Origin of the sequence: Pseudoalteromonas sp. G4 (genome assembly GCF_028875915.1) — a bacterium.
Lineage (GTDB): Bacteria > Pseudomonadota > Gammaproteobacteria > Enterobacterales > Alteromonadaceae > Pseudoalteromonas.
In genome coordinates this window covers 1-25216 of sequence record NZ_JAPEHW010000025.1, presented here as the reverse complement: position 1 = coordinate 25216, position 25216 = coordinate 1, and the positions used below count along the sequence as shown (strand labels likewise).

The following is a 25216-nucleotide window of genomic DNA, read 5'->3' as shown; positions in this document are numbered from 1 at the left end:
TTTAAATGCAAGCAACACAACTCACTGGTACTTTGCGTAAAATGCAAGCAAGCCACACTTCGCCAATTAGCTATCAGCTACCTGTAGGTGAACATACTGTCGATTTAAATGATCTGATAGGTAAACCACTATCACTTACCTTTAGTGGCAATATTTTCTGTAGTAGCTGTGGGAAAAAAACCAAAAAGAGTTATTCACAAGGTCATTGCTTTGTTTGTATGCGAAAGCTCGCCAGCTGCGACATGTGTATTATGAAACCTGAAACCTGTCACTTTGACCAAGGTACCTGTCGCGAGCCAGAATGGGGCGAAGAAAACTGTATGATCCCCCATTATGTGTACCTAGCGAATACCACCGCAATTAAAGTCGGCATTACGCGCCATACACAAATTCCTACGCGCTGGATTGATCAAGGTGCAACGCAAGCATTACCAATTTTTAAAGTAGCTACGCGCCACCAGTCAGGTCTTTTAGAAGTAGCGCTTGCTGAATTTATCGCTGATAAAACAAATTGGCGTAACATGCTAAAAGGCAATGGCGAATCTATCGATTTAAAACGTCAAGGTGCGGAGCTTATTGAGCAAATTCGTCCAAAATTAACCGAACTCAGTGAGTTATTTGGTGCAACAGCGATTACCGAGTTAAATGAAGAAGTTGTAGAACTTGATTTTCCTATCTCGGAATTTCCTAGCAAAATAAGTTCATTTAACTTTGATAAAGACCCGCAAGTATCAGGTGTTTTGCAAGGTATTAAAGGCCAATACCTTATTTTTGATAACGGCGTGATTAATATTCGTAAGTTTACTTCATATGAAGTTACTGTGAGTTACTAGGCGCTAAGTCTATTTGCAATTTTGCGGGGCGATGCGCCTCGCAAAAAAGTTCGAACTGCTCTGCGCTAAGTGGTTTGCTAAAGAAATACCCTTGAATTGCATGACAATCAAGCTCTTGAAGAAATGCCAATTGATGAGCTTGCTCCACCCCTTCAGCTACTAAATTTAATTCGAGACTATGTGCCATAGCGACAATGGCCTTCACAATCTGACTATTGCCGTATTCGTCAGGCACTTTGGCAACAAAACTGGCATCAATTTTTAAAGTATCAATCGGTAAACGCGCCAAATAACTTAATGCTGAATAGCCTGTGCCAAAATCATCGAGCGATAAACTCACGCCTAACTTTTTAAGCGCTTTAAGTACCTTTTTAGCATCTTCTAACGAGCGAATAAAACTACTTTCGGTAATTTCAATTTCTAAATAACGCCCATCAATTTGCCAAATATTCAATGCATTTTTAACTGTTTGTGCCAAATTCCCCTGGGTAAAATGAAGTGCAGAAACATTGGCTGAAATGCGTTTATCAAAGATGCCTTTTTTCTGCCAAAGTTGAATTTGTTTACATACTGCATTGATTACCCAAATATCAATATCAACTATCAACCCTAACTCTTCTGCTAAGGGAATAAAGTTTGCTGGGGAAATAAAACCAAGCTCACTATCATGCCAACGCAATAATGCTTCTGCACCAACAATTTGATGGGTAAAACTGTCAATTTTTGGCTGGTAATACAAACTAAATTCGTTGTTTTTAAGCGCTTGCTTTAGTTTATTTTCAATCGCCATACGCTCAAGCGAACGTGCATTCATTGCCGGTTTGTAAAGTTGAAAAGAATTACGCCCTATCTCTTTAGAGCGATACATCGCAATGTCAGCGTGCTTTAGCAAGGTTTCAGCATCTTGACCATCATCAGGGTAAATTGCACCACCAATCGAGGTGGTAATGACAATTTCGGTATTACCAATTTGAATTGGTTCTCGCAGAGCGTTAATAAGGCTTGCAGCACAGCGGTGAATATTTTTAACTTCATCAATTTCAGTCAGTAATAAAGTAAACTCATCTCCTCCTAAACGCGCAAGCGTATCCCCTTCATGCATACAATTTTGCAATCGTTTGGCAACCTGCTTTAAGAGTTCGTCTCCAGCGCTGTGACCAAGGGTGTCATTCACTTGTTTAAAATGATCTAAATCAAGAAACATCACCGCAATTTTGCTGTTATCACGATGTGCTGTCGCCAAAGCCATTTCCAAGCGGTCATTGAATAATCGGCGATTAGGTAAATGCGTTAACTCATCAAAATAAGCCAAGGTTTTAATGCGTTTTTCATTGCGTTTGCGCTCAGTAATATCACTGAAAATCGCTGCATAAAGAGCTTCTTCTTCATCGCTTTCACGGATACAAATAATCGTCAGCCATTCGAGATATATTTCACCATTGCGCTTACGATTATAAATCTCACCTTGCCAAACCCCTTTATGACGCAGCTGTGCCCACATTTGATCATAGAAATTTTGATCATGACGACCAGAACTCAGCATCGAAGGTTTTTGGCCGAGCACTTCTTGCTCACCGTACCCTGTAAGTTGTGTAAAAGCTGGGTTTACTTGCAAAATGGTATTGTGCGAATCGGTGATCATAATGCCATCTGGCGAAGCATTAATAATTTGCTCAGCTAAATAGAGGTTTTTTTGAGATTTTTTAAGCGCTCTATCGCGTTGATGTAATACCGTTTCAAGCTCCTGCATATACGCAGACTCAATTTCACTCAGGATATTTCTAAGTGCTAATACGCCGAGGATTTCACCGTTATCCCCTTCAACAATTAAATGGCGGATCTGTTTTAACTTGAGAATTTGATACGCCTTAAACAAGCTCGTTGTATAGTGCACGGTTAAAAGCGGCCAACTGGCATACTGCCATGCAGGTTTATCCACTTTCTGACGACTTAACATTGTCAGCAAGTCACGTTCGGTAATAATACCGGTTTGGCCTACCTCAGGGTTATCGATTAACACAAAGTTTGAATGGCGTTGACGCATAATTTCACTAATGCTGGCAACAGAAATATCCCCTTGTGTTATTGGTACTTCAGCAACATAACTGCTTTCGATCGTTTTAAAGTGTAAGTAATGCTCAAGCCCTTGACTGCGAACCACATCACTTAAACTTATGACGCCAACAGGCTCTGCATCACTGCCTTTAGTAACCAACAAATGACGAAAACCATAGCTATGAAATAACACCGTGACTTCTGATAATTGTGTAGAGCTTTCAACCGTTTTAACGGGAGATGTCATGTAAAACTCAACCGGTTGTTGAAATACTTCAGGATCGGAGAAGTCAACCTTAGCGCAATCACCTTCAGTCCATACACCTAGAATTTTGCCATCTTGTTTAACAAAAATAGAACTAACATTTTCATTACGCATACGACTAGCACAATCAGCTAAGCTTTGTTCTGGCGAACACACTAAAAGCTCCGTTGACATAACATCTGCAACGCGTAGCTTTTTACTGGTTTGAGTCATATGTGTAGCCTATTTAAAACAGTCGGGTAAAAGGATTCTACGCATAACCGCAATAATGAAATTTGATGCAGAACAAGTTATCCGTTGATTAAAATTTAAGTTAACAACTTTACCTAAATTGATAACTTAAAATTTAAAGACCCGTTAATGCCTTTAAATGCGTAGCAACAGAGCGGCCCAATGCTGAATTGTTGTAACCACCCTCCAGCATCGAAATAATGCCTTTGCAGTTAACTTGTTTGCACAAGGAAACAAGTTGCTCTGTAAACCAAAAGTAATCATTCTCAACTAACTGTAAGCCACCCATATCATCTTCATAATGAGCGTCAAACCCAGCGCTGATAAAAATTAATTCAGGCTTAAATTGCTTTAATTTGGGAAACCAGGTGTCGAGCAATGCACGTTCAAAATCATCCCCTGCCATGCCAGCAGTCATTGGGGTATTGATAATATGTTCATTGCTATCAATAGCGGTATTTGGGTAAAAAGGGTGTTGGAATATGGAGCAAAACAACACATCGAGGTCATCAACAAAGATATCTTGAGTGCCATTACCGTGGTGCACATCAATATCTAAAATTGCAATGCGTTTTACACCTTGTTGCTGTGCGTACCGTGCAGCAATAGCAATATTGTTAAAAATACAAAAACCAGATGAGGTGTCTTTATTCGCATGATGACCGGGCGGCCTCACTGCACAAAAAGCTGCATCCAATTCACCCGCTAAAATTTTATCAACAGCAAGTAAACCTGAACCGGCTGCTCTTTTTGCAGCAAGCAAACTATCAGGGCACAGCCAAGTATCCCCATCAAGGTCACTTAAACCTTGTTCTGGGATTTTGTCTTCGACTGTTTTAACTAAATTTTCTGAATGGGCTAACAGTAACTGTTCTCGCTCAGCAAGCGGTGCATCAAGGTGAGTAAGCGCTATATCCAACCCTGCAGCTAAAATACGGTCGTTAATTGCATCAAGTCGTGAAGGGCACTCAGGATGATCAGGGATCATTCTGTGCTTTCGACAGTCTGTATGAGAAATTATCGCTGTACGCATGCCACCCTCCAGGTTAAAACTAACATTAGTCTAACAAAGTCGGAGAATACCGACTTTGCGACTTTGGTCGGTTAAAACGTGTTCTACTTGATTGGGATCAAGTTAAGGTTATGAAAGTCAAAACTAAAATCAGTAACACTTGGTGCTACTGCATGCATTTTTGCGCTCTTAACCTGATTAGTCGGGCTCATTTCAAACTCAATAAACGCATCCGCTTCCAGTAACTTCTCATGCCAACGCACAATAAATGTATTGCCGTTAAAGTGCTCAAGGGTGCCTTTTAAACGTGCCGAATGGGTAAAGTCGATGGTCAGTTTATTGTCTTGCTCAGCAATCACAATATCACCATACCAACTGTCTTTATAATTTGCTGCATACGTAGATAATGGCAAGGCATTTTGCTGTTGTGCTGGTTTTTCAACAACCGCTTTTTCATATGCTTTTGCTTTGCGTTCAAAGTGTTTTTCAGCAAGCGTTTCAACCCAATCTTTATTTGGTAAATCAAGCGCGTCTTCAAGCACTTCGTGAGTAATTGCGCTAAGTGCACTAAATGCTTGTTGGTTTGATAACACAACAATACCAAGTTGTTTTTCTGGTACTAAAGTGACTTGCGAAACCATACCTAAAATTCCACCGCCATGACCTAACTTTTTATAGCCTTGGTAATCTTCAATCGACCAACCTAAGCCGTAGCCGCGAAACTGCTGACGATAGTCATTAAACGCATTTTTAGATGCCATACTCGTAATATGTGGGTGCCACATTTGCGCTTGTTGTTTTTCACTAAATAGCACCTCACCATTTGGCATTTTACCACCAGCAAGTTGAGTTTTTAGCCAGTTAGCCATTTCATCCACGTTTGATGCAATCGCCCCTGCACCTCGAAAATCTTCAAGGTAATTAACAAAGAAAGGATGTAACTTACCATCCATTGGAATATGGCCTGTTGCCCAGTTTTTATTAGACTTTGGAATACGGGAAAACCCCGCTTTTGACAATGTCATACCAAGTGGTTTTAGCATCTCTTGTTCGACAAACTCTTGCCAAGATTTCCCGGATACACGTGCAACAACTTCTCCTGCTGTTACAAACATTAAATTGTTATAAGTGTATTGACTGCGGAAACTTGATGCAGGTTTTAGATAGCGAATACCATGAATTACTTCTTCTACGGATTTATCAGTATCTGGCCAAATCGATAAATCACCGGCCCCTAAGCCAAGACCAGCGCGGTGGCTGAGCAAATCGCGAATTGTCACCTCACGTGTTGCATAGGCATCATACATACGAAATTCGGGTAAGTGATCAATTACTTTATCATTCCAATTGAGCTTGCCTTGATCGACCAGCATTGCAAGGGCTGCTGCTGTAAATGCTTTGGTGTTTGACGCGATACCAAATAAAGTATGCTTATCTACCTTTTCACCTGTAGTTAAGTGCCTAACACCAAACCCTTTAGAAAAAACAACTTCGCCATTTTCAACTACGGCGACTGCCATACCTGGTACTTCAAAGCGTTTCATCGATTGCTCAATGGTTTGTTCAAGCTGTTTATTATCGATTGCGGCATAAAGCTGACTCGACGCAATAACGCCAAGCGCAAGAGTAATTTTACTGACTATTTTTTTCATAATATTCTTATTTGTAGATTGAAAATTCGCGCTCTGCGCGTGCACTATCCAAATCAATTTTCGTTTTTTGTAATCGAATTTGATTTATATACTCACTTGGTAATTTAGCTTCTAAAGCACCAGTAAGCACATGTTTTAAATACCAATCATAAGGAAGTTGTTGCTGGCATAAAGTATTTGCTACATAACAATATGCACTAAATTGACCACCACACTCATTAGTCACCACAATCTCGTGGTTATCGTACCGAGGCCCTTCAATGTCATCCAATATTAACTTTTCATCTTGTGTAATTTTGTAGAGCACACCGTACAAAACGTCATCATCATTGTTCGTTAAAAATGCATTACATTTACCAGAATTATCAAAGCCTTCTTTATCAAATGTCAGCTTAAAGCCACGCACAGTTGCAACACCAATCCGTGTTGCATTCGGTAATCGTGCCAATAAACGATTCAATGACATATTAGAACCATACGCTAAGTTGTAATAAATCATACCCATACCACCCTAATTGCAAGACCAATTAACACCACACCTATGCCACGATCAAACCAGTGACCAGCACGTAAAAAGAACGCGCGCACCTGCTCTTTGCTCAGCACAACAGATAAAAAGCTAAACCAAATAAGGGTCGCAATCGCCATATATAAGCCGTAGCCAGCCTGAATAAGTATTGGTGTTTCAACACTAATGACTAAGGTAAATAAACTTAAAAAGAACAGTGTGGCTTTGGGATTAAGGGCATTCACTAAAAAACCACGGCTAAACGCTTTTACCATCGACTCTGGCTGGGTATGTTCTAATAACTGTTCACTTTTTTGTGTTGTTGGCTTTGCCCTTAGTGCCATTACACCTATGTAAGCAAGATATGCTGCAGCTAAGTATTTTAATACGGCAAATAGTGTAGGAGATTGCGAAATCACAATAGCCACGCCTAATACACAATAACTTACATGCACTAAAATTCCGGTTGCAATACCCGCACTGGTGACCAAGGCATTTTTGCGCCCTTTTTGAATACTTTGTTTTAACACCAATGCAAAATCAGGTCCGGGGCTTGCGACTGCAAAAAAGTGACTAATCACTATTAATAAAAATTCATCGAGATAATTCACTTGTTCTCCGTTAATGCGATAAGCATTGGGTTAGCTGACTGCGTGATTGTGTTTTCAAGCTGCTTATTGGCGCGCTTTAGCATTGAACGTAAATGCGGTTTTAAATGCGTGGAAATATGCGACAGCGGTAAATTTTTCGCTCTTAATAATAACGCTAAAATATACACTAATTCAGGCTCTGCTAATGTCGCGCTACGGTTAGCATACGGGTTATAACACGAACCACACCCACCTCTAAACTGGTAGGCGGTATTTGCCATCATTACACCAAACCCCATAAAACATGAGAGCAAATCAACCGCTTGCGGTAATAAGTCTTTTCCACCTGGCGGCAAACTACCGCTTTGTAACACATTTATGTAAGAGAGTGATTGCGCAAAAGAAGCAATTAAGTCTTGAGGTTGATTTATTTGGTTTGGATTAAATGAAATTTGCAATGAACCTGATGACGCCAAAAGCTTAGCTGACTCACCACGTTTTACACTGGCAAATTCGAGCCGTGGAAACTGCTGCTCAGTAACTTGATTAGGCCCAACTAAAACGAGAGGCCATGCTTGCATGCCAGCGTAATTTCTTACTTGATTAAATACATAAGTGGCCATTTGCTCGATACTACTGACTTGCTCTGGAAAAAATTCACCATTAGGCAAAATAAAGCGCATGTCTTTGAGCAGCACATCACCATCAAATTCTTGATAGGCCCATAAAAATGTATCAAGTATCCATGCTTCCGTCCCCTCATCAATAAGAGGCTGTGTTTTAACTAAATTGAGAAGCGTGTTTTTTAATCCAGAAACCATAATGCACAAACTTATAAAACCGAATGGATCATATTAATCTAGCCCTCGGGTCAAAATAAACCTTTTCAGATAAACGGGCTGAAATTTTATTCAAAAGCGTTTATTCTCATTACGTTAAGCATATTTGAAATAGGAAATTACATGCGCGTTAAACTTACTATGGCCGCTGTTTTAACAGCATTAAGCTTTTCAAGTGCAGCAGATATTGCCGTAACAGGCTATTATGGCCAATCACTCAACCAAGAACTAGTAACAGAGAAAGGCACAAAAATAGACATCAAAGATGATTCAAATTTTGGTGTTAGCCTTGATAAGCATGATGGTATTTCTAAATACGGGCTTTATTACTCAAGTATGTCGAGTGTTCAACGTAACGCGCATGGTTATGAACTTGATCTCGATTATTTATTATTTCAAAGTGCGGTTGTATTACCCGTAACCGAAGGGGTTTCGAGTTATTTAGGCGCACAACTAGGTGTTAACCATATATCGCCAAATTTTTCAGATTCTGACACGTTTTTTGCAACTGGCTTATTTGGTGGCCTAGAATATGAAATCACTAAAGACTTTGTTGCATTAGGAGAAGTACGTTGGCTCGCCACGATTCTCAAAAATGATTCAACAACCGTTTGTGAAGGTGGTGCAAATGGCACCCAATGCGACTGGTACTTTGATGGCGAAGTACTCAATCAATTCCAATTTAATGTTGGTGTGATGTATCGTTTTTAAGAGCAAAATTAAATTAAAAAAGGAGCTGCAAGCTCCTTTTTATTTTTTATCAATTAGTTAAAACCTTTACGCATCCGTTTAATATCCACTTGTGGCGATTCATAGCCAGTAAATAACAACCACTTTCGACTTGGTACAAAACTCATACCACGAGAACGTGAAAAACTGCGTTCAGGCACTCTCAACACATCCGTGTCTTGTTTGGTTTCGAAGTCATAAAAACTCAAGCGATAATCATGGCCGCGCACTTTAAAGTAATAAATCCCCTGCTCTGTGACGTGCCAGCCAGTGCTATTTGCTAAGTCGAGATTTTTAATAAGCGGCTTTTCTTCTACTCGTTCGCCATTTAAGGTGACCTGCCAAAAACCGTTATCTCTTTTGAAAACAATAAGTTTATTTTCACTAACTTCTACAGCATGCCTACCAGAAGTGATACGAGTAGCATCCCCATTTGCAATGGTAATGCGATAAACATCACCTGAATAAACAGAATAAAGAGAGCTACTATCATGAGACCAACGTGGTTTACTGTAATAGTTTAGGTCTGTTTTAATTTGTTTAAGTTCGTAGGTTGTTACGTTTAATACAAAGAGTAAACTTTCTTCTCCATTGTTTGCTGTAAAAGCAATAAACTTACCATCCGGTGACCAAACAGGGTTATGAGCATGATATTTTAACTGAGTTAATTGCTTGCGATCTGCCCCTTCTAAACTGGCAATCCAAATTTCATCAAAGCCTGACTCATTGGAAATAAACGCAATTTTTTCAGCCGCTTCAGAATAATCAGGAAAACGAAAATTAAACTCCGATTGTATTAACGGAAATGGCGATGCAGCCACATCAGTATCTAACTCTAAACGCATTATAGATGTATCGATTTTCCAATCGTGATAATACAAATTTCCAGCGCGATCAAATTCAGGGTAACTAAAGCCTTCAATATTGAGATTCGTTTGCTTTAAAGTAGTAAGATCTAATTCATAACCATGACGATTACCGTGCTCAACCGCAGAAAAAACGATTATTTCAGAATTTGGCTGCCATGCTAAACCACGAATATCAGGTAACCCTGTAACAACGCGCTTTTCCGCTTTGCCTTCTAAGTTATAGATAAAAATATCTTCGTTGCCGTTATCTAAATTACGTGAAATGGCTAAACGTTTACCAAATGGTCCAAAAGCAATGGCTTCAGACTCACCTGGTTCACATTGATTGCATCGAATACGCTTTGCAGGAAGCTCTGTATTAAGCTCTTTAATATATACACCACGTACCGGATTTTCAGGGTCAATACCTACATATGCTAAAAGCTTTCCATCAGGCGATATAGCCACATCACTTGAAGCCGAATTAGAACACTCACCCTGTTTTTCAGTGCTAAAGTCATTCAGATTAATACTCATTACTTCACACCGTGAATTTAAACGGCGGTAGTAATAAAGTTTAGCGTCATCATGTGCCCATACAGAGCGAGATTCACTGCCTGGTGTGTGTGTGATCTTAGTATGCAATAAATCAGGTTGTTGTAAGTCTTTACGATATAAATCGATTTGCCTGTCCATTTGACGCCACGAATAAACAACATAACGCCCATCATTAGAAATACTTGGAAATAGCTCTCGGCCAGGGTATTGCGTTATCAGTTCCGGCTCTTGGTATACCATTTGTTGCGGCTTTGGCCACCAAACCCAAGCTGCTGAAACACAAACAAGCATCGCAATGGCAAAGCAAAACCACTTAATTTGTCGCGAAGAAACCTGATATAAAACTTGTTCTTGCTGTTCGTTATAGACTGGCTGCAAAAGTAATCGATAGCCCGATTTTCGAACCGTTTCTATATACTCTTGTTCAGAGTCCAGCTCTTTAAATGCTTTTCGCAGATGCCAAATCGCATTGGTGAGCGCTTTTTCACCCACATAGCTATTACCATCCCACACATGATCAATGATTTGCTGACGTGTCAAAAGTTCTGGCTGCTGTTGAGCCAAATACCCGAGTAATTCAATAAACTTTGGCTGCAATGAAATAGATACTTCATTACATACCAATGTATGTTCAAGTGGGTTTACCTCAACCCGACCTAAGTAATATGACGCAGCGCTGTTCATCATCAATTATGGTTTCGTTTTTATGGCTAATAGCTTACCTAATTATGCTAATTGGTTGCAAAGATATTGCGTTGAAAACATCTATTTTTGTAATTTACCAAATTTGACCACACACACCAAAAACAACTAACCAACTGATAAATATAAAAAATAACAAGATAGATACTAAATAGATATTAAAAAGTGGAAGAATAGAGAGCCTGAGTGTTGAGCTATACGCAACGCTACTTTAAAACCACGATAGGCCTCCCTGGCTCGCTTTAATCATTTTGTAGCGCACATGATTAGAGCTTGCTAGTAACAGTGAATCAATAACTAAGTTAGCGCTTCCTGTTACTAGTGAATTTTTACAATAACTAGAAACGTTACTTTGGCAAATAAAGTAACAACACCTTTAAAGGGAAATCAACGTGGGAATGAATACTAAAAAATGTTCAATTGCAGCAGCAATTGCATTAGCCATCTCTGGCAATGCTTGGGCTGATGCAGAAGTAGAGCGCCAAGCAGTAGCTGAATCTACTAATGTTTCACAGCAAGCAGCTAAAAAAGAAGCTCCAGAAAAAATCACAGTAACAGGTTCACGCATTAAACGTGATAGCTTTTCAGTTGCAACACCAATTGCAACCATGGACCGCAACGCAATTGATGATACTGGTCTTGGTTCATTATCAGAAATTCTGGTTAATGAATTACCTCAAGTATCTGAAGGCTCAAGTAATACCAATTCACAATCAAGTGTACAAAACACAGGTCTTTCAACTATCGACTTACGTGAGCTTGGAACTAACCGTACGCTTACATTAATTGATGGCCGCCGTGTAGTTTCAAACTCTTACTCAGGCAACTACGTTAGTTTAAACACAATTCCGACCAGCATGGTTGAACGTGTTGAAATTATCACAGGTGGTGCATCTGCAGCATACGGCTCTGACGCCATTGCAGGTGTTGTAAATATCATCACCCAACAAGATAAAGAAGGATTTACTATTAAAGCCCGTGGTGGTGAAAGCACTGAAGGTGGCGCAAAAGAGTTCACTATTGATTCTGACTTTGGTACTACCTATGCCGACGACCGAGGCTATGCATTTTTAAGTTTAACTTATGACGAACAGAAAGGCCTGAGCTACTGGGATCGTGATCGCGCACAACAAATGGATTCGTGGACTTACGACGATGACGAAATGTGTAATGCCATGCTAACTGAGTCTGGTTATCAGTGTATGCGTGATATTTCGCGTGCAGATTGGCGCAGTTTAAGTGACTCGATCCCAGGCGGTGTATTTGACGAGAAAAGCTCAACTCGCCCAGATGCAGGCTTTTGGTATGACGGTCAAACACTTCGTGATGATTGGCATGAAGAACGCTATGGTATCGATTTCAACCAATACACTATGCTTAAAGTGCCTGATAAAGCACTTGCGATTGCGGGTAAAACTGAATTTGAAGTAAATGACGATGTGGAAGTGTATTTCCAGGCTCAATTTAGCCGTAACACTTCTGAAAACTTAAAGTCTCCAGAAAGTGAAGATGAGTGTGATGCAATCATTACACATGATACAGCAACCGGCGTATTTGGTTCAGACTGTATCGGTCGTATTCCTTACGATAACCCATATATGCCAGAAGAAATTCGCGAGCAAGCAAGCTCTCGCGGTGTAAAATGGGATCGTAACTTTATTGAAGTTGGTCAAATCTTAAATAAAAACACTCGTGACACTTTACGTACTTGGGCCGGCGCGCGCGGTACAATTTGGAATGACTGGGATTGGGATTTATCTGTAAGCTACGGTAAATTTAAGCAAGAGCAAGAGCGCTCAAACGAGTTATTCGTTGCCAATGTGCGTAACGCATTAAATGCCGAAGTGCTGGCTGATGGCACTATTCAGTGTAAAGACGCAGACGCTCGCGCTGAAGGTTGTGTGCCATTAAATCTGTTTGGTGAAGGGTCAATCACACCTGAAGCGGCAGACTATATCCGTGCAAACACTGAGATCACATCTAACATCGAACAAACCACAGTAATGGGCTTTATTGCTGGTGATTTATTCGATATGCCAGCAGGCGCAGTATCTTCAGCCTTTGGTTTTGAGTATCGTAAAGATGAGCAAAGCGTTTCAACAAACGTACCTGAAGGTGGCGTAACATTTAACTATGTACCTGACTTCAAAGGTGATGTAAGCGTGTATTAAAAGCTTAGATTTAGAAGTATCAGCACGTTTTGCTGATTACTCTTGGTCTTCAACTGGCTTAATTCAAAGTTATAAAACAGGCTTAATCTATCAACCAATTGATGGTTACATGGTACGTGCCAATTGGGCTCGCGCACAACGTGCACCAACGATCACTGACTTAATGTCACCTCCACGTGGCGATTACGACTCATTTAATGATATTTGTGATGGTGTTACAGCAACATCAACAGATCCAGGTCACGATAACTGTCGTCAAGAACCTGGCATCGCAGCAACAATTGCAGCTGATGGTGAATTTGAAGATGATAACAACGGTTACTCACCAAATGTTGGTAACAGTGAGCTGAAAGAAGAAACAGCTGATACCTTTACGTTTGGTGTATCGCTTGCGCCTTCATTTATCGAAAATTTCCGTTTAGCCGTTGATTACTACGACATTCAAATTGATGATGCGATTACTTCGCTTTCAAATGAAGATATTATCGGTTTCTGTTATGACTCTGCGTTACCTTATGGTAATGACAACGAGTTCTGTAACGATATTACTCGTAATACCGAAGGTCAGATTGAAGAAGTACAACAACGCTTAATCAATACCGACGAAATCCGCACTAAGGGTTACGATGTTGCTGCAGAATACCGCTACGATTTAGGTGAATACGGACGCTTACGTTTCAAGGCCGATTGGACCCATGTTATTGAGTACTCTGTAACTAGCACCGGTCCAGACGGTCAATTTAGTGATACGTATGAGGGGGTACTCGTTAATGATCTATTTGAAGATAAAGCATCAGCCTCACTCACTTGGTATAAAGATGACCTGCGTATTCGCTGGAGCACTCGTTACAAAGGCCCTATTCGCCGTAGCCAATCAACTTATGACTCTTGGTTAGATGATATGGCTGCTAACGATGAGCGTTGTGCAGCTGGTTCAGCTGATTGTATCGCAAATCCTGAAGCACTTTGGGGCAGCGAGTTACCATCAGTAACCACACACAATATCTCAGCATCTTATACCATGGATGTTGGTAGCAATAGCGAGCTACGCGTATTTGGTGGTATCAATAACCTATTTGACGAAAATGGTCCTTATATCTTAGGTGGCCGAGGAAACTATGACAGTGCTTATGGCGGTGGTCGTGGTCGTTTCGTTTACTTAGGTGCACAATACAGCTTCTAATTTAACATTTCCCAAATGTTTGTTGCTTAAAAGCCAGTAAAGTTAAGCTTTGCTGGCTTTTTTTATATCTCTGCGTATACTCCCGCTACTGAGTTTTCACCGTAAAAAAGCATGCATATGACCATTAAATTTCCTTACCGCTTAGATAAGTTTCTGAGCCACTTTGCAGAAGTACCTCGCTCTAAAGCAAAAATTGGCATTAAAAAGAAACACGCAACAATTAATGGCGAAGTGATTATCAAAGCAGATACTCAAGTAAATGAAGGCGATAAAGTTACTTGGTATGGTGAAGATATTTTTGCTGTTGGCAATCGCTACTATATGCTTAATAAGCCAGAAGATTACATTTGCGCTAATAGCGACGAAATGCATCAAACCGTTTTTGATCTACTTGATGAGCCTATGATGAATTCACTCCATGTTGCAGGGCGATTAGACATCGATACCACAGGACTGGTTTTAATAACTTCTGACGGTGAATGGAGCCATAAAATTACTTCGCCACGCCATCAAAAATACAAAGTGTATTTAATCGAGACTGAACACCCTATAACAGATGAAATGTGTGAACAATTGGAGCAAGGTGTGATGCTGCATGGTGAAAAAAATGCAACCAAGCCTGCTATCGTAGAAAAGCTTGCAGACTACTCTCTCAGACTTTCAATCTATGAAGGAAAATATCACCAAGTGAAGCGTATGCTTGCTGCTGTAGAGAACCGCGTTGTTGCGCTTCATCGCGAAAAGATTGGCACTGTTGCACTTGACCCAGATTTAGCGCCTGGTGAGTACCGCCCATTAACACAGCAAGAAATTGAAACAATTTCTAATTAAGTTCCTCTTATCTCAACATGAAATTTAACCATCGCTTAACACTTGATTAAACACTAATGTGCAGTTAGTGTTTAATCAAACGGTATCTAAGAATTGATTAAAAAAATACTAAAATTACAACACAATTAATCAGTTCATCTCTCACTTGAATACCACAACAGGATGGCGTTAATGGCAACGAATCCAAGCGTTGATCAATAGCGTTTTTTATGTCGCACCTATAAAGGTAGTTGTGAGGAAAAGCCTATGCATTCACTGACCTTAAAAAATAAAATAGTCATATTTACGGTTATTTTATTTCTTTCTTTAGTTTCACTTGCCGGACTTGGCCTTAAAGCGCTAAGACAAGCAAGCGAAATGGACAATATCGCGCGTATTAATCAATTAATGAAAAGTACCGTTAATATTGTTAACCAATTTGAACTAGCAAGTAGAGATGGCAGTTTAAATGAAGAACAAGCTAAGCAACTTGCAACACAAATGCTTAGAGAAAACAAATACCACGACTCTGAATACGTTTATGTCGTAGATAACCAACTCAATTTTGTTGCTACTCCCCACGATCCACAGCTTCACGGCACCAGCTTTAACGACTTTAAAGACGCAAGTGGTGCCAGTATTGGCGCCATGGTAGAGCGACTTGTCGGTAGTAAAACAGGTCAAATTATTACCTACCATTGGGATTCTGAGCGTGATGGCGAAGTTGTCGACCTCACTTCGGTAGTGCAAAAAACGCGTGATTGGGGTTGGTATATTGGCACGGGTATTAGCTATAAAGAGGTCGATGAGCGCTATTGGCAAACAGCTAGCTGGCTTTTAACCTTATCAATTGTCATTGCTGTTTTACTTTCAGCCGCACTTGCTAAGTTTGGTTTAGATCTCAATAAATCATTAGGTGGTGAAATTACCCGCGTACAATCCGCGGTAATGAGAACATCACGGGGTAATTTAAAAACCATATCAGATTTTGAAAAAGCCGATGAAAACAGCGTTGCTGGCGCAATTAACTATATGCAATTAGGTTTGCAAGGCGTAGTGGGAGGTATTAAAAACGTTTCGGACTCATTGCAAGATGAAGTGCGCGCATCTGAAACTCGCTCAGCTGAGCTCGATCAATTAACTAATTCACTTAGCAGAGAAACGCAAGTTGTTGCTTCAGCTATCACCCAATTAACAGCATCAGCAGCCACCGTTGCCGATCACGCTGAACAAGCTGCATATTCAGTAAAAGAAGCGGAAGAACAAGGTCAAAGCGCTAATATCCTAACCGAAGAAGCCGCTAAAACCATTGAGCTGCTTGAGCAACAAATTGAAAATGCCGGTACCAATATTCAAACACTTGATGATGAAGTTAATAACATTGAAAGTGTGCTAAGTGTTATTCAAGGTATTGCCGAGCAAACCAACCTACTTGCCCTAAATGCAGCAATTGAAGCTGCACGTGCAGGCGACCAAGGCCGTGGGTTTGCAGTAGTTGCGGATGAAGTGCGACAACTTGCACAGCGTACTCAAGCAAGCACCGAAGAAATTCAGCAAATGATTACCAAGTTGCAATCTGCTACTAAGGATGCAAAAGCATCGGTAACGCAAAGTATTTCAACCAGTGAAGAAACGGTAACCAAGTCGCAAAAGGCTGCAGAAGAACTCGCGCGCATTGCTCAATCACTTTCAGCAATCACAGAAATGAGTCACCAGATTTCTGTGGCTGCTAAAGAGCAGTTGCAAGCAGGTGAAGATACTGCACAGCGAGTGGTTCATATATCAGATACCGCTGAAAATACCGCACGTTTATCACTAGATGCACACAATGCGACTGACCAAATTAAGTCGTTTACCGAGAATCTTGAAAAAGAAATCGCTAAGTTTGAAGTCTAGCTAAGTTAAATTTGAAACCGAAAGAACTAAACACTTTCGGTTTCAAATGATTTAATCAAGTTGTAAAGCCCTGTTAAACAGCCAACTTGATAGGTTGCTCCCACAGTATCTTCAACTTTATCCCCTTCATGGTTTATCCAGCAGGTATCTAGACCGGCATTTTTACCACCCAAAATATCAGAACTCAGTGTGTCACCTACCATCAATACGTTTGATTTGTCTGGATTTCCAAATAACTGCAGTGCATGGTCAAAAATAGCGATATTTGGTTTTGCTACACCAACCTGCTCTGAAATAATCACATGTTCAAAAAAGTGCGTTAAATCAGTTCGAGCTAGTCGCACTTGCTGCAGTGCGGTAAATCCGTTGGTGATAATTGCAAGCTTTGCTTTACCATGTAGCAGCTCAAGTAACTTTCGCGCCCCTGGCAAACATTGACAAATATCTGCCATTGCCTCAATAAATTGCTGATTTAATAGCGCAGGATCAACATCTAATTTGTCGCCCCAAAGCGTAAAGCGTTTTATTTGTAGCTCTTTCGCGCTAATAGTGCCATTTTGGTAATCTACCCAAAGTGGTTTATTAACCGATTGAAACTCATCAAAATCGGATTTTTCAAATACGATATTGTAGTGTGAAAAAAGCTGTTTTAAGCCTGCAAAAGCATCGAAATGAAACAAGGTTTCATCAGCATCAAAGACGATCCATTGGTACTTCATTAATTATCCAATTTCCAGATTAAACAGTTGTTGATTAACAAATGGCGCAAGCGCGGTAGTAATCGCCATGGTATAAACGCTCTCGCGGGTAACTAAATTATTAGTTAATAACGCCATTGCTCCACCCTTTTGCTTTACATTTTCAGTATTAAACAACCTATCCATCACATGCCCTAACTCTTCACCTTCACATAGAGCTTGGTAAACCACTTTTGGCATAGGTAAATTACTACTACGGCCAACTTGCACATGCTGTTTGTTATCAATCACAATATAAGCAAAGGTTGCAGGTCCATACTTAAAATTATCAACGCCACCTTCGATAGCAACATACCAATCCGCCTGAAAATGAGTTTTGGCATAAGAAACTCGGTTTTCTGCACCGAGCAGGGTTTCTTCTGCTGTCATCGGTTGGTCAGCGACCCCTGAGGGTGCTGAAACCCCTTCACAGCTAAATACCACATCAGGAAACATGGCTGAAAATGCATTTTTTACCGCATTGATTTTGACTGGATTTTTTGAACCGATAATAATTTTTTGGCTTTTTCTACTCATTACGTACAATTCTTATTAAATTAAAAGTCGCCTATCACTTTCTTAATGTGGTGCGAGTTTTTATAATACCGCCATTGTGCTAACTGCCCATTCAATTAGCAAGTAGGTGGTTTAGCGAAATTTTAGATTTAGGAAACATTATGAGCCAAGCTCGTGGTAATTTATTTATTTTATCAGCGCCATCTGGTGCGGGTAAATCTAGCTTAATCAATGCGCTACTTGAGCGTCATAGCGATATGAAAGTGTCGGTATCACACACTACTCGCTCACCTCGTCCAGGTGAAGAAAATGGCGTGCACTATCATTTTGTAACACAAGATGAATTTAAACAGGTGATTGCGGATGATGGTTTTTTAGAGTGGGCTCAAGTATTTGATAATTATTACGGTACTTCAAAGCAAAGTATCGAGGCACAATTGGCAAATGGTATCGATGTATTTTTAGATATCGATTGGCAAGGTGCGCGTCAAATTCGTGAGTTGGTTAACGATGTTCGCACTATTTTTATCGTTCCACCATCAAAACAAGAGCTAGAGTCTCGCCTTAATAATCGCGGCCAAGACAGTGATGAAGTAATTAAAGGTCGCATGGCTAAAGCTCAATCAGAAACGTCACATTACAACGAGTATGACTACCTGATTGTAAATGATGATTTTGATACAGCACTTTATCAGTTGGAAAGCATCGTTTTTGCTTCTCGTTTAGCACAATCTAACCAAGCACTTAAGTATCAGCATTTATTGCAAGATTTATTGGCGGATTAAATTAATCCAAGTATTGGCTATTTTCTTCGCATCAAGTAAACTACGCTTTTGCGAATGATAAATTTTTGGAGTGCCTAATGGCTCGAGTAACTGTTGAAGATGCAGTAGATAAGATTGGTAACCGTTTTGACCTTATTTTAGTTGCGGCTCGCCGTGCGCGCCAAATCGCAACTGGTGGCAAAGATCCTATGGTTGATGCTGAAAACGATAAGCCTACTGTTATCGCGCTACGTGAAATTGAAAAAGGTCTCATCACCAATGATTCTTTAGATTCACTAGAGCGTGAAGATCAGCAAAACCAAGAAGCGGCTGAGCTAGCTGCGGTTGCTGCTATCGTTGGTGGCGGTCACCAATAAGCAATAATTATTGCTCCCTACTCACGCTTTCCTTAGCTGAGTAGCTTTTCCAACGACTGTTCGACTTTTTAATAAGAAACAGTCGTTGGCAATCCCTTCCAATTCATCGTATATTGTTATCAATTCCCCTCTATAGCTAGTATTGGAGCATCAATGTATCTTTTTGAAGGTCTTAAAAAGAACATCTCAGAATATTTAACGCCAGAGCAAGTTGAACTTGTGCAAAAGGCCTATGTGGTTGCGCGCGACGCACACGAAGGTCAAACACGTTCAAGTGGAGAACCCTATATCACCCACCCTGTTGAGGTGACACAAATACTTGCTAATATGCGTTTAGATCACGAAACCTTAATGGCTGCATTAATGCATGACGTGATTGAAGATACCGATTTCAGCCAACAAGACCTTGCTGAAATTTTTGGAGATACCGTTGCCGAACTAGTTGAGGGTGTATCTAAGCTTGATAAGCTCAGCTTTAAGGATCAAAAAGAGTTCCAAGCTGAAAACTATCGCAAAATGATAATGGCAATGACGCAAGATATTCGCGTTATTCTTATAAAACTGGCAGACCGCACGCACAATATGCGTACCCTTGGCGCACTTCGCCCAGAAAAGCGTCGCCGTATTGCCCGTGAAACCCTTGAGATTTTTGCACCGATTGCCAACCGCCTTGGTATTCATGATATTAAAAATGAATTAGAAGATTTAGGTTTTCAAGCGCTCTACCCTATGCGTCATCGCGCATTAAAAAACGAAGTAACTAAAGCACGCGGTAACCGTAAAGAAATTATTCAAAATATTCAGAACGAAATTATCTCACGTATTGAAGAGTCAGGTATCGAAGTTGATGTATCGGGTCGCGAAAAGCACCTATACAGCATTTACCGTAAAATGCTTAATAAAGAGTTAATGTTTAACGAGGTAATGGATATTTACGCGTTCCGTATCGTTGTTGACTCAATGGATACTTGCTATCGCGTACTCGGGGTTGTTCACAATTTATTCAAACCCATTGAAACTCGCTTTAAAGATTATATTGCCGTACCAAAAACTAATGGGTATCAATCTTTGCACACCTCATTAGTCGGCCCTCATGGTATTCCTGTGGAAATTCAAATTCGTACCCACGAAATGGATCAAATGGCAGACAAAGGGGTTGCAGCACATTGGCTTTATAAGAAAGCTGGTGATAGTGCAGGCAATACTGCACAACAACGAGCTCGCCAGTGGATGCAAAGCTTGCTTGAGTTACAACAAAGCGCTGGTTCTTCATTCGAATTTGTTGAAAACGTAAAAACCGAGCTTTTCCCTGAAGAAATTTATGTATTTACCCCAGATGGACGTATTATCGAGCTACCAATGGGCGCAACAGCGGTAGATTTTGCCTATGCAGTTCACACCGATGTTGGTAATACATGCGTTGGTGTTCGAGTAAACAGAAAACCTTACCCTTTGAGCTCTGCGCTCGATACAGGTCAAACAGTTGAAGTTATTACCAGCTCAGGTGCGCACCCTAATGCGACATGGCTTAACTTTATTGTTACCGCCAAAGCCCGTATGGGAGTACAAAAATACCTTAAGAAGCAAGAGCATGAGGAAGCACTGCAGCTAGGTCGTCGCTTACTTGAATCTGCGCTTGGTGAACACCATTTGAGCGATATTAGCGAAGAAGCCTTAGTGCGCACTGTTGAAGAATATAATGTAGATTCTCTTGATAAACTACTGACAGAAATAGGCACTGGCAACATTCTCAGCATGCTTGTTGCTAAGCGCATGTTACAAGAAGAAGGGCAAGAAGTAGGCGATATCAATCACAGCAGTAAAGCCGCCATTATTGGTACTGAAGGTATGCTTGTGAACTATTCTAAATGTTGCCGCCCTGTACCTGGAGACGAAATTGTCGCACATATCAGCCAAGGTAAAGGTCTTGCAGTTCACCGCCAAGAATGTAAAAACATTCGCGGCTGGCAACAAGAGCGCTCAAAGTACTTTATCGTAAAATGGGAAGACAACCCAGAGAAAGAATATATTGCAGCACTTCGTGTTGAAATTATAAACCACCAAGGCGCACTCGCTAAACTTACCAGTCTAGTGTCAACGACAGCGGCAAACATTGTCGAAATTAGTACCGAAGAAAAAGAGAGTAACTTATACCTAATTGATCTAGGTATCACAGTGAAAGACCGTGTTCATGTCGCTAACATAATGCGCCGTATTCGAGTAATGCCCGATGTACAAAAAGTATATCGTCGTAAGTAATTAAGAAGATAAATTATGACAAAATCTATTATTAGCACTGATAAAGCACCAGCAGCAATTGGTACTTATAGCCAAGCTGTTAAAGTAGGCACAACTGTTTACCTTTCAGGTCAAATCCCACTAGTTCCAGAAACAATGGAAATGGTGTCAGATGATTTTACTGAGCAAACACATCAAGTATTTAAAAATCTAGTGTCAGTTTGCCAAGCTGCTGGCGGCGAAATTCAAAATATGGTTAAGGTTAATATTTTCCTAACCGATTTATCAAACTTTGCTACGGTTAATGAGGTAATGAGTCAATACTTCCAAGAACCATACCCGGCTCGCGCAGCAATTGGTGTTGCACAACTGCCTAAAGAATCACAAATTGAAATTGACGGTATTTTAGAGCTACCATCAACAAATTAATCATTTTTGCTAAATATGCAAAATAATGACAAAAATTAAATAGAAAGGGCTGTTAAGCCCTTTTTTTTATGCTAAAAAAACGTGTATAGTTTGTTAATCATAATGGCTTAGGAGCTTAGGTGTTTACACTCAACACGCCGATGCCACCTAGTGCTGACTTTGTATTTCAAGCACTTGCTAACTCTGAGTTTGCCGATTGTTATGTCTTAAGCAAAGAGGTAAAAGAAGCCTTTCGCTCTGGTGATTTTGAAGAACTGATAGTTGCAGAAAAACATGATGCAACCTTAAGCATCACCATTGCCGAAGATAAGATGTCTGCAACAGCCATCCTCACCACCGCTTACGGCGGTGAGCTAATGTCTGTTAGCACCGCGCTTGAGCTTGTTAATGACGCTAAAATTACCCGCGGCTTCAAAGAAGCCTTACTCGAATCTCTTCTGGGTAAACAGTTTGAATCTCCTCCAGGTAAAGAAATATCAGCGGTTATAGCCAAAGGTCAACTGCCTTTAGCTGGTAAGAATGGCTACTTAGAAAAAAACGTGCAAACACTTGCAGATCGCGTTCGCCAACCTAAACGACGTGAAGATGGCTCTGTTGATATGCGTGATTTTGGCGCGCTTGCCAGCGTTAAACCAGGTGATACTTTAATTACACATCACTTTGCCACGCTTGGTCGCGATGGTTTTAATGTTATTGGTGAAGTACTTAAAGCAAAGCCTGGTGATGAAGTAAAACTCATTGCAGGGGAAGGCACTGAGCTTAGTGGTGCAGATGATAAATACCTGATAGCTTCGATTTCAGGTGTGCCTGTGGATGATAAGTACGGTATGCGCGTAGATGATGTATTTACCATTCCAAACGTCGATGTAAAATCAGGCCATATTGATTTTGATGGCTCAGTAATTATTACTGAAAGCATTGAACCTGGTATGAAAGTAACTGCGAAAGGTGATATTACCGTTTTCGGCAGCGTCGAATCAGCAGAATTAAACGCCACTGGTAGTATTGAAATTAAAGAAGGTTGTTTAGGTCACACCAAAGATGATGACGAGTTATCTAATAAAATTATCTGCGATGGAAACTTAACCATTAGCTACGCCCAATACACTTACCTTTCAGGCAACCAAGTTAAAATTAAATCACAGGCCAGCCACTGCCATATTAAAGCCAAAAATGAACTCATGATTGGTAACCCAGAAAAAGGCGATGGCAAACTTATTGGTGGTAAGGTGCTTGATGCAAAAACCATGATTTGCGGTGAAGTGGGTACTGAAAAAGGCGCCCACACTCAAATTCATTTAGGCCATGCAGCGGTGCTCTTAAAGCAACGCACTGATGATATTTTTGAGCAGGTACGTTTATGTAACCAGCAATTAGAAGCACTTGAAAGCGAATTCGACAGGGCCCTTACTATTGAAGATGCCGACAAACAGCAGAATTTACTGATCGAAATTTCTGACAAACAAAACCTGAATGAACAACTAATTGAATTGTTACCAAATAAAGCTGCCAAACTTGAGCGTGCAATTCATATGCTGCGTGATTACTGTTATCTCGAAGTGCAAAAGGCGCTTCATTCAAATGTTGAGCTGCGAATTTTCAATAAAGTACTTAAAACTGCGCGCAGCTACCCGCCGCTAACAGCTCGTATTGAAAAGAACAAAGTAGAATTAGAATTTAAAACGACCTAACAACCATGACGCAGTACAAAATGGACAACCTCGACAAATCAATTCTTCACGCCTTGATGGACAATGCACGAGTACCTTACTCGGAGCTTGCTAAAAAGTTTGATGTGAGTGCCGGTACCATTCATGTACGTGTCGAAAAAATGAAACAAGCCAATATCATTGCTGGAACAAAAGTATCAGTTAATGAAAAAAAACTTGGTTACGATGTGTGCTGTTTTATTGGTATTAACCTTAAAAATGCCAAAGACTACCCCGATACAATTAAACGCTTAGATGCCCTTGAGGAAGTGGTGGAAGCATATTACACAACGGGTAATTACAGCATTTTTATCAAAGTGGTAACTCGTTCTATTGATCATTTGCAGGATGTGTTAATTAATAAAATCCAAGCCATTGATGCCATTCAATCAACCGAAACGCTAATCTCATTACAAAACCCAATTAACCGTGATGTCACACCATAGGCACAATCATTGCGAGACCTCTTACAGCTAGGTATAATCGCCGCGAATTTTCCGGAGAATACTCATGGCTGATAACCGATTTAAACGCGTAAAAACTGTACTCGACAAACGTCAACTAGATTTAACCGTATGTTTAGATGAAGTACATAAACACCATAATTTATCAGCTATTGTGCGGACCGCTGATGCAGTGGGTTGTCATCATGTTCATGCTGTTTGGCCAAAGGAACAAAGACGCCTCACAAACAATACATCTGGCGGCAGCAAAAACTGGGTAGAAACCCATATGCATAACGATATTGACGATGCCGTTAAAGCAATTCGTGAACAAATTCCTGGCGTGCAAATATTGGCAACTAACCTGTCTGAAAGCGCGGTTGATTTTCGTGAAATCGATTACACTAAGCCAACAGCAGTTATTGTTGGCCAAGAACGTGATGGTATTTCCGATAAAGCGCTAGCACATGCCGATCAGCATATCATCATTCCGATGGAAGGTATGGTGCAGTCATTAAATGTATCCGTTGCTGCAGCGTTAATTCTTTATGAAGCGCAGCGTCAGCGCGAAAACGCCGATATGTATCAGCCTAATGACAATCTCGATAAAGATACCAAGCACACCTTGCTATTCGAAGGCTGTCACCCAATTATTGCCAAGCAATGCCGCCAAAAAGGTCTACCTTATCCAGCATTAGATGAAGAAGGTGAAATCGTAGCAGATGAGACTTTTTGGAATACGCTGCGCTTTACTAAACAAGCTTAAAACACTGGTTATTTTTACAGTTATCTATTGCAACTTTAAAGTTAACCTGTTAAAAACCAAGGAAGGTAAATATTAAAGGATGGTTATGGCAATTGATCTTGCCTCATACCCAGTCACAGAACTCAAAGGTGCTGGGCCAAAAATTGCAGAACGTTTAGCAAAACTGCAGATTTTTACCGTCCAAGATTTATTGTTTCATTTACCCCTGCGTTATGAAGATCGTACTCGCATCTACCAAATTTGCGATCTGCAAGCGCACTATCATGTAAGTATTGAAGCGACTATTGAAAATACCAATATCAGCTTTGGTAAACGCCGTATGCTAAATTGCCAAGTTAACGACGGTACAGGTCGC

At 40.5% G+C, this 25216-nt stretch carries 20 protein-coding genes and 2 pseudogenes; 13 read left to right on the top strand and 9 right to left on the bottom strand.

What is annotated here, in order from left to right; genetic code table 11:
• The first annotated feature begins 5 nt into the window (after positions 1–5).
• Entirely contained in the window at positions 6–833 is an 828-nt protein-coding gene (locus tag ON073_RS09495; protein ID WP_274761652.1) for a DUF2797 domain-containing protein, read from the top strand.
• On the opposite strand, the gene ON073_RS09490 is transcribed toward ON073_RS09495, so the two are convergent.
• The 6 genes from ON073_RS09490 to ON073_RS09465 form a co-directional block, all read right to left on the bottom strand.
• Positions 817–3366 carry an EAL domain-containing protein gene (locus ON073_RS09490; RefSeq protein WP_274761651.1) on the bottom strand — a complete coding sequence of 850 codons (2550 nt, stop codon included), beginning with the start codon at positions 3364–3366 and terminating at the stop codon, positions 817–819. The genes ON073_RS09495 and ON073_RS09490 overlap by 17 nt on opposite strands.
• A gap of 133 nt (positions 3367–3499) precedes the next feature.
• Positions 3500–4417 carry a histone deacetylase family protein gene (locus tag ON073_RS09485; protein ID WP_274761650.1) on the bottom strand — a complete coding sequence of 306 codons (918 nt, stop codon included), beginning with the start codon at positions 4415–4417 and terminating at the stop codon, positions 3500–3502.
• A gap of 83 nt (positions 4418–4500) precedes the next feature.
• Positions 4501–6048 (bottom strand): serine hydrolase, encoded by a 1548-nt coding sequence (locus tag ON073_RS09480; RefSeq protein ID WP_274761649.1) that lies wholly within the window; start codon positions 6046–6048, stop codon positions 4501–4503.
• Positions 6049–6055: 7 nt separating this feature from the next.
• Complete coding sequence (locus ON073_RS09475; protein ID WP_274761648.1) at positions 6056–6547, bottom strand: gamma-glutamylcyclotransferase family protein; 492 nt, start codon at positions 6545–6547, stop codon at positions 6056–6058.
• Positions 6544–7167 carry a LysE family translocator gene (locus ON073_RS09470; RefSeq protein WP_274761647.1) on the bottom strand — a complete coding sequence of 208 codons (624 nt, stop codon included), beginning with the start codon at positions 7165–7167 and terminating at the stop codon, positions 6544–6546. The genes ON073_RS09475 and ON073_RS09470 overlap by 4 nt, the downstream gene beginning before the upstream one ends.
• Entirely contained in the window at positions 7164–7967 is an 804-nt protein-coding gene (locus ON073_RS09465) for a hypothetical protein (RefSeq protein ID WP_274761646.1), read from the bottom strand. Before ON073_RS09465 ends, ON073_RS09470 begins: the two co-directional genes overlap by 4 nt.
• Before the next feature lie 141 nt (positions 7968–8108).
• Between ON073_RS09465 and ON073_RS09460 the strand changes: the two genes are divergently transcribed.
• Positions 8109–8696, top strand: coding sequence for a hypothetical protein (locus ON073_RS09460; RefSeq protein WP_274761645.1), 588 nt, complete (start codon positions 8109–8111; stop codon positions 8694–8696).
• Between the two features lie 53 nt (positions 8697–8749).
• On the opposite strand, the gene ON073_RS09455 is transcribed toward ON073_RS09460, so the two are convergent.
• Positions 8750–10807 carry a winged helix-turn-helix domain-containing protein gene (locus ON073_RS09455; RefSeq protein WP_274761644.1) on the bottom strand — a complete coding sequence of 686 codons (2058 nt, stop codon included), beginning with the start codon at positions 10805–10807 and terminating at the stop codon, positions 8750–8752.
• A 413-nt stretch (positions 10808–11220) separates the two neighbouring features.
• On the opposite strand from ON073_RS09455, the pseudogene ON073_RS09450 reads away from it, so the two are divergent.
• The 3 genes and pseudogenes from ON073_RS09450 (at position 11221) to ON073_RS09440 (ending at position 16882) form a co-directional block, all read left to right on the top strand.
• Positions 11221–14176: pseudogene (locus ON073_RS09450) on the top strand (TonB-dependent receptor domain-containing protein).
• Between the two features lie 123 nt (positions 14177–14299).
• The gene (gene rsuA / locus ON073_RS09445) at positions 14300–15007 is read left to right on the top strand and encodes a 16S rRNA pseudouridine(516) synthase RsuA (protein WP_274761669.1); all 708 of its coding nucleotides are present in this window, start codon (positions 14300–14302) and stop codon (positions 15005–15007) included.
• A 246-nt stretch (positions 15008–15253) separates the two neighbouring features.
• Complete coding sequence (locus ON073_RS09440; RefSeq protein ID WP_274761643.1) at positions 15254–16882, top strand: methyl-accepting chemotaxis protein; 1629 nt, start codon at positions 15254–15256, stop codon at positions 16880–16882.
• Positions 16883–16908: 26 nt separating this feature from the next.
• On the opposite strand, the gene yjjG is transcribed toward ON073_RS09440, so the two are convergent.
• Together yjjG and yjjX are read right to left on the bottom strand one after the other, a co-directional pair.
• Complete coding sequence (gene yjjG / locus ON073_RS09435) at positions 16909–17601, bottom strand: pyrimidine 5'-nucleotidase (protein ID WP_274761642.1); 693 nt, start codon at positions 17599–17601, stop codon at positions 16909–16911.
• A gap of 3 nt (positions 17602–17604) precedes the next feature.
• Positions 17605–18156, bottom strand: coding sequence for an inosine/xanthosine triphosphatase (yjjX, locus tag ON073_RS09430; protein WP_274761641.1), 552 nt, complete (start codon positions 18154–18156; stop codon positions 17605–17607).
• Between the two features lie 140 nt (positions 18157–18296).
• On the opposite strand from yjjX, the gene gmk reads away from it, so the two are divergent.
• The 8 genes and pseudogenes from gmk to ON073_RS09390 form a co-directional block, all read left to right on the top strand.
• Entirely contained in the window at positions 18297–18920 is a 624-nt protein-coding gene (gmk, locus tag ON073_RS09425; RefSeq protein ID WP_274761640.1) for a guanylate kinase, read from the top strand.
• 77 nt (positions 18921–18997) lie between these two features.
• On the top strand, positions 18998–19276 hold the full coding sequence (gene rpoZ / locus ON073_RS09420; RefSeq protein ID WP_274761639.1) for a DNA-directed RNA polymerase subunit omega: 279 nt from the start codon (positions 18998–19000) through the stop codon (positions 19274–19276).
• 153 nt (positions 19277–19429) lie between these two features.
• Complete coding sequence (spoT, locus tag ON073_RS09415) at positions 19430–21535, top strand: bifunctional GTP diphosphokinase/guanosine-3',5'-bis pyrophosphate 3'-pyrophosphohydrolase (RefSeq protein WP_274761638.1); 2106 nt, start codon at positions 19430–19432, stop codon at positions 21533–21535.
• A gap of 15 nt (positions 21536–21550) precedes the next feature.
• A complete protein-coding gene (locus ON073_RS09410; protein WP_274761637.1) occupies positions 21551–21943 on the top strand; it encodes a RidA family protein in 393 nt (130 codons plus the stop codon).
• 119 nt (positions 21944–22062) lie between these two features.
• The gene (locus tag ON073_RS09405) at positions 22063–23634 is read left to right on the top strand and encodes a DUF342 domain-containing protein (protein WP_274761636.1); all 1572 of its coding nucleotides are present in this window, start codon (positions 22063–22065) and stop codon (positions 23632–23634) included.
• A 5-nt stretch (positions 23635–23639) separates the two neighbouring features.
• Positions 23640–24098, top strand: a complete 459-nt coding sequence (asnC, locus tag ON073_RS09400; RefSeq protein WP_274761635.1) for a transcriptional regulator AsnC — start codon at positions 23640–23642, stop codon at positions 24096–24098.
• 64 nt (positions 24099–24162) lie between these two features.
• The gene (gene trmH, locus ON073_RS09395) at positions 24163–24861 is read left to right on the top strand and encodes a tRNA (guanosine(18)-2'-O)-methyltransferase TrmH (protein WP_274761634.1); all 699 of its coding nucleotides are present in this window, start codon (positions 24163–24165) and stop codon (positions 24859–24861) included.
• A gap of 85 nt (positions 24862–24946) precedes the next feature.
• Positions 24947–25216: pseudogene (locus tag ON073_RS09390) on the top strand (ATP-dependent DNA helicase RecG); the annotation flags it as partial.

Excerpts from the sequence above, each read along its gene's own strand:
- ON073_RS09495 (WP_274761652.1), top strand. The coding sequence starts at position 6 with ATGCAAGCAACACAACTCACTGGTACTTTGCGTAAAATGCAAGCAAGC.
- ON073_RS09490 (WP_274761651.1), bottom strand. The coding sequence starts at position 3,366 with ATGACTCAAACCAGTAAAAAGCTACGCGTTGCAGATGTTATGTCAACG.
- ON073_RS09485 (WP_274761650.1), bottom strand. The coding sequence starts at position 4,417 with ATGCGTACAGCGATAATTTCTCATACAGACTGTCGAAAGCACAGAATG.
- ON073_RS09480 (WP_274761649.1), bottom strand. The coding sequence starts at position 6,048 with ATGAAAAAAATAGTCAGTAAAATTACTCTTGCGCTTGGCGTTATTGCG.
- ON073_RS09475 (WP_274761648.1), bottom strand. The coding sequence starts at position 6,547 with ATGATTTATTACAACTTAGCGTATGGTTCTAATATGTCATTGAATCGT.
- ON073_RS09465 (WP_274761646.1), bottom strand. The coding sequence starts at position 7,967 with ATGGTTTCTGGATTAAAAAACACGCTTCTCAATTTAGTTAAAACACAG.
- ON073_RS09460 (WP_274761645.1), top strand. The coding sequence starts at position 8,109 with ATGCGCGTTAAACTTACTATGGCCGCTGTTTTAACAGCATTAAGCTTT.
- ON073_RS09455 (WP_274761644.1), bottom strand. The coding sequence starts at position 10,807 with ATGATGAACAGCGCTGCGTCATATTACTTAGGTCGGGTTGAGGTAAAC.
- ON073_RS09440 (WP_274761643.1), top strand. The coding sequence starts at position 15,254 with ATGCATTCACTGACCTTAAAAAATAAAATAGTCATATTTACGGTTATT.
- yjjG (WP_274761642.1), bottom strand. The coding sequence starts at position 17,601 with ATGAAGTACCAATGGATCGTCTTTGATGCTGATGAAACCTTGTTTCAT.
- yjjX (WP_274761641.1), bottom strand. The coding sequence starts at position 18,156 with ATGAGTAGAAAAAGCCAAAAAATTATTATCGGTTCAAAAAATCCAGTC.
- gmk (WP_274761640.1), top strand. The coding sequence starts at position 18,297 with ATGAGCCAAGCTCGTGGTAATTTATTTATTTTATCAGCGCCATCTGGT.
- rpoZ (WP_274761639.1), top strand. The coding sequence starts at position 18,998 with ATGGCTCGAGTAACTGTTGAAGATGCAGTAGATAAGATTGGTAACCGT.
- spoT (WP_274761638.1), top strand. The coding sequence starts at position 19,430 with ATGTATCTTTTTGAAGGTCTTAAAAAGAACATCTCAGAATATTTAACG.
- ON073_RS09410 (WP_274761637.1), top strand. The coding sequence starts at position 21,551 with ATGACAAAATCTATTATTAGCACTGATAAAGCACCAGCAGCAATTGGT.
- asnC (WP_274761635.1), top strand. The coding sequence starts at position 23,640 with ATGACGCAGTACAAAATGGACAACCTCGACAAATCAATTCTTCACGCC.
- trmH (WP_274761634.1), top strand. The coding sequence starts at position 24,163 with ATGGCTGATAACCGATTTAAACGCGTAAAAACTGTACTCGACAAACGT.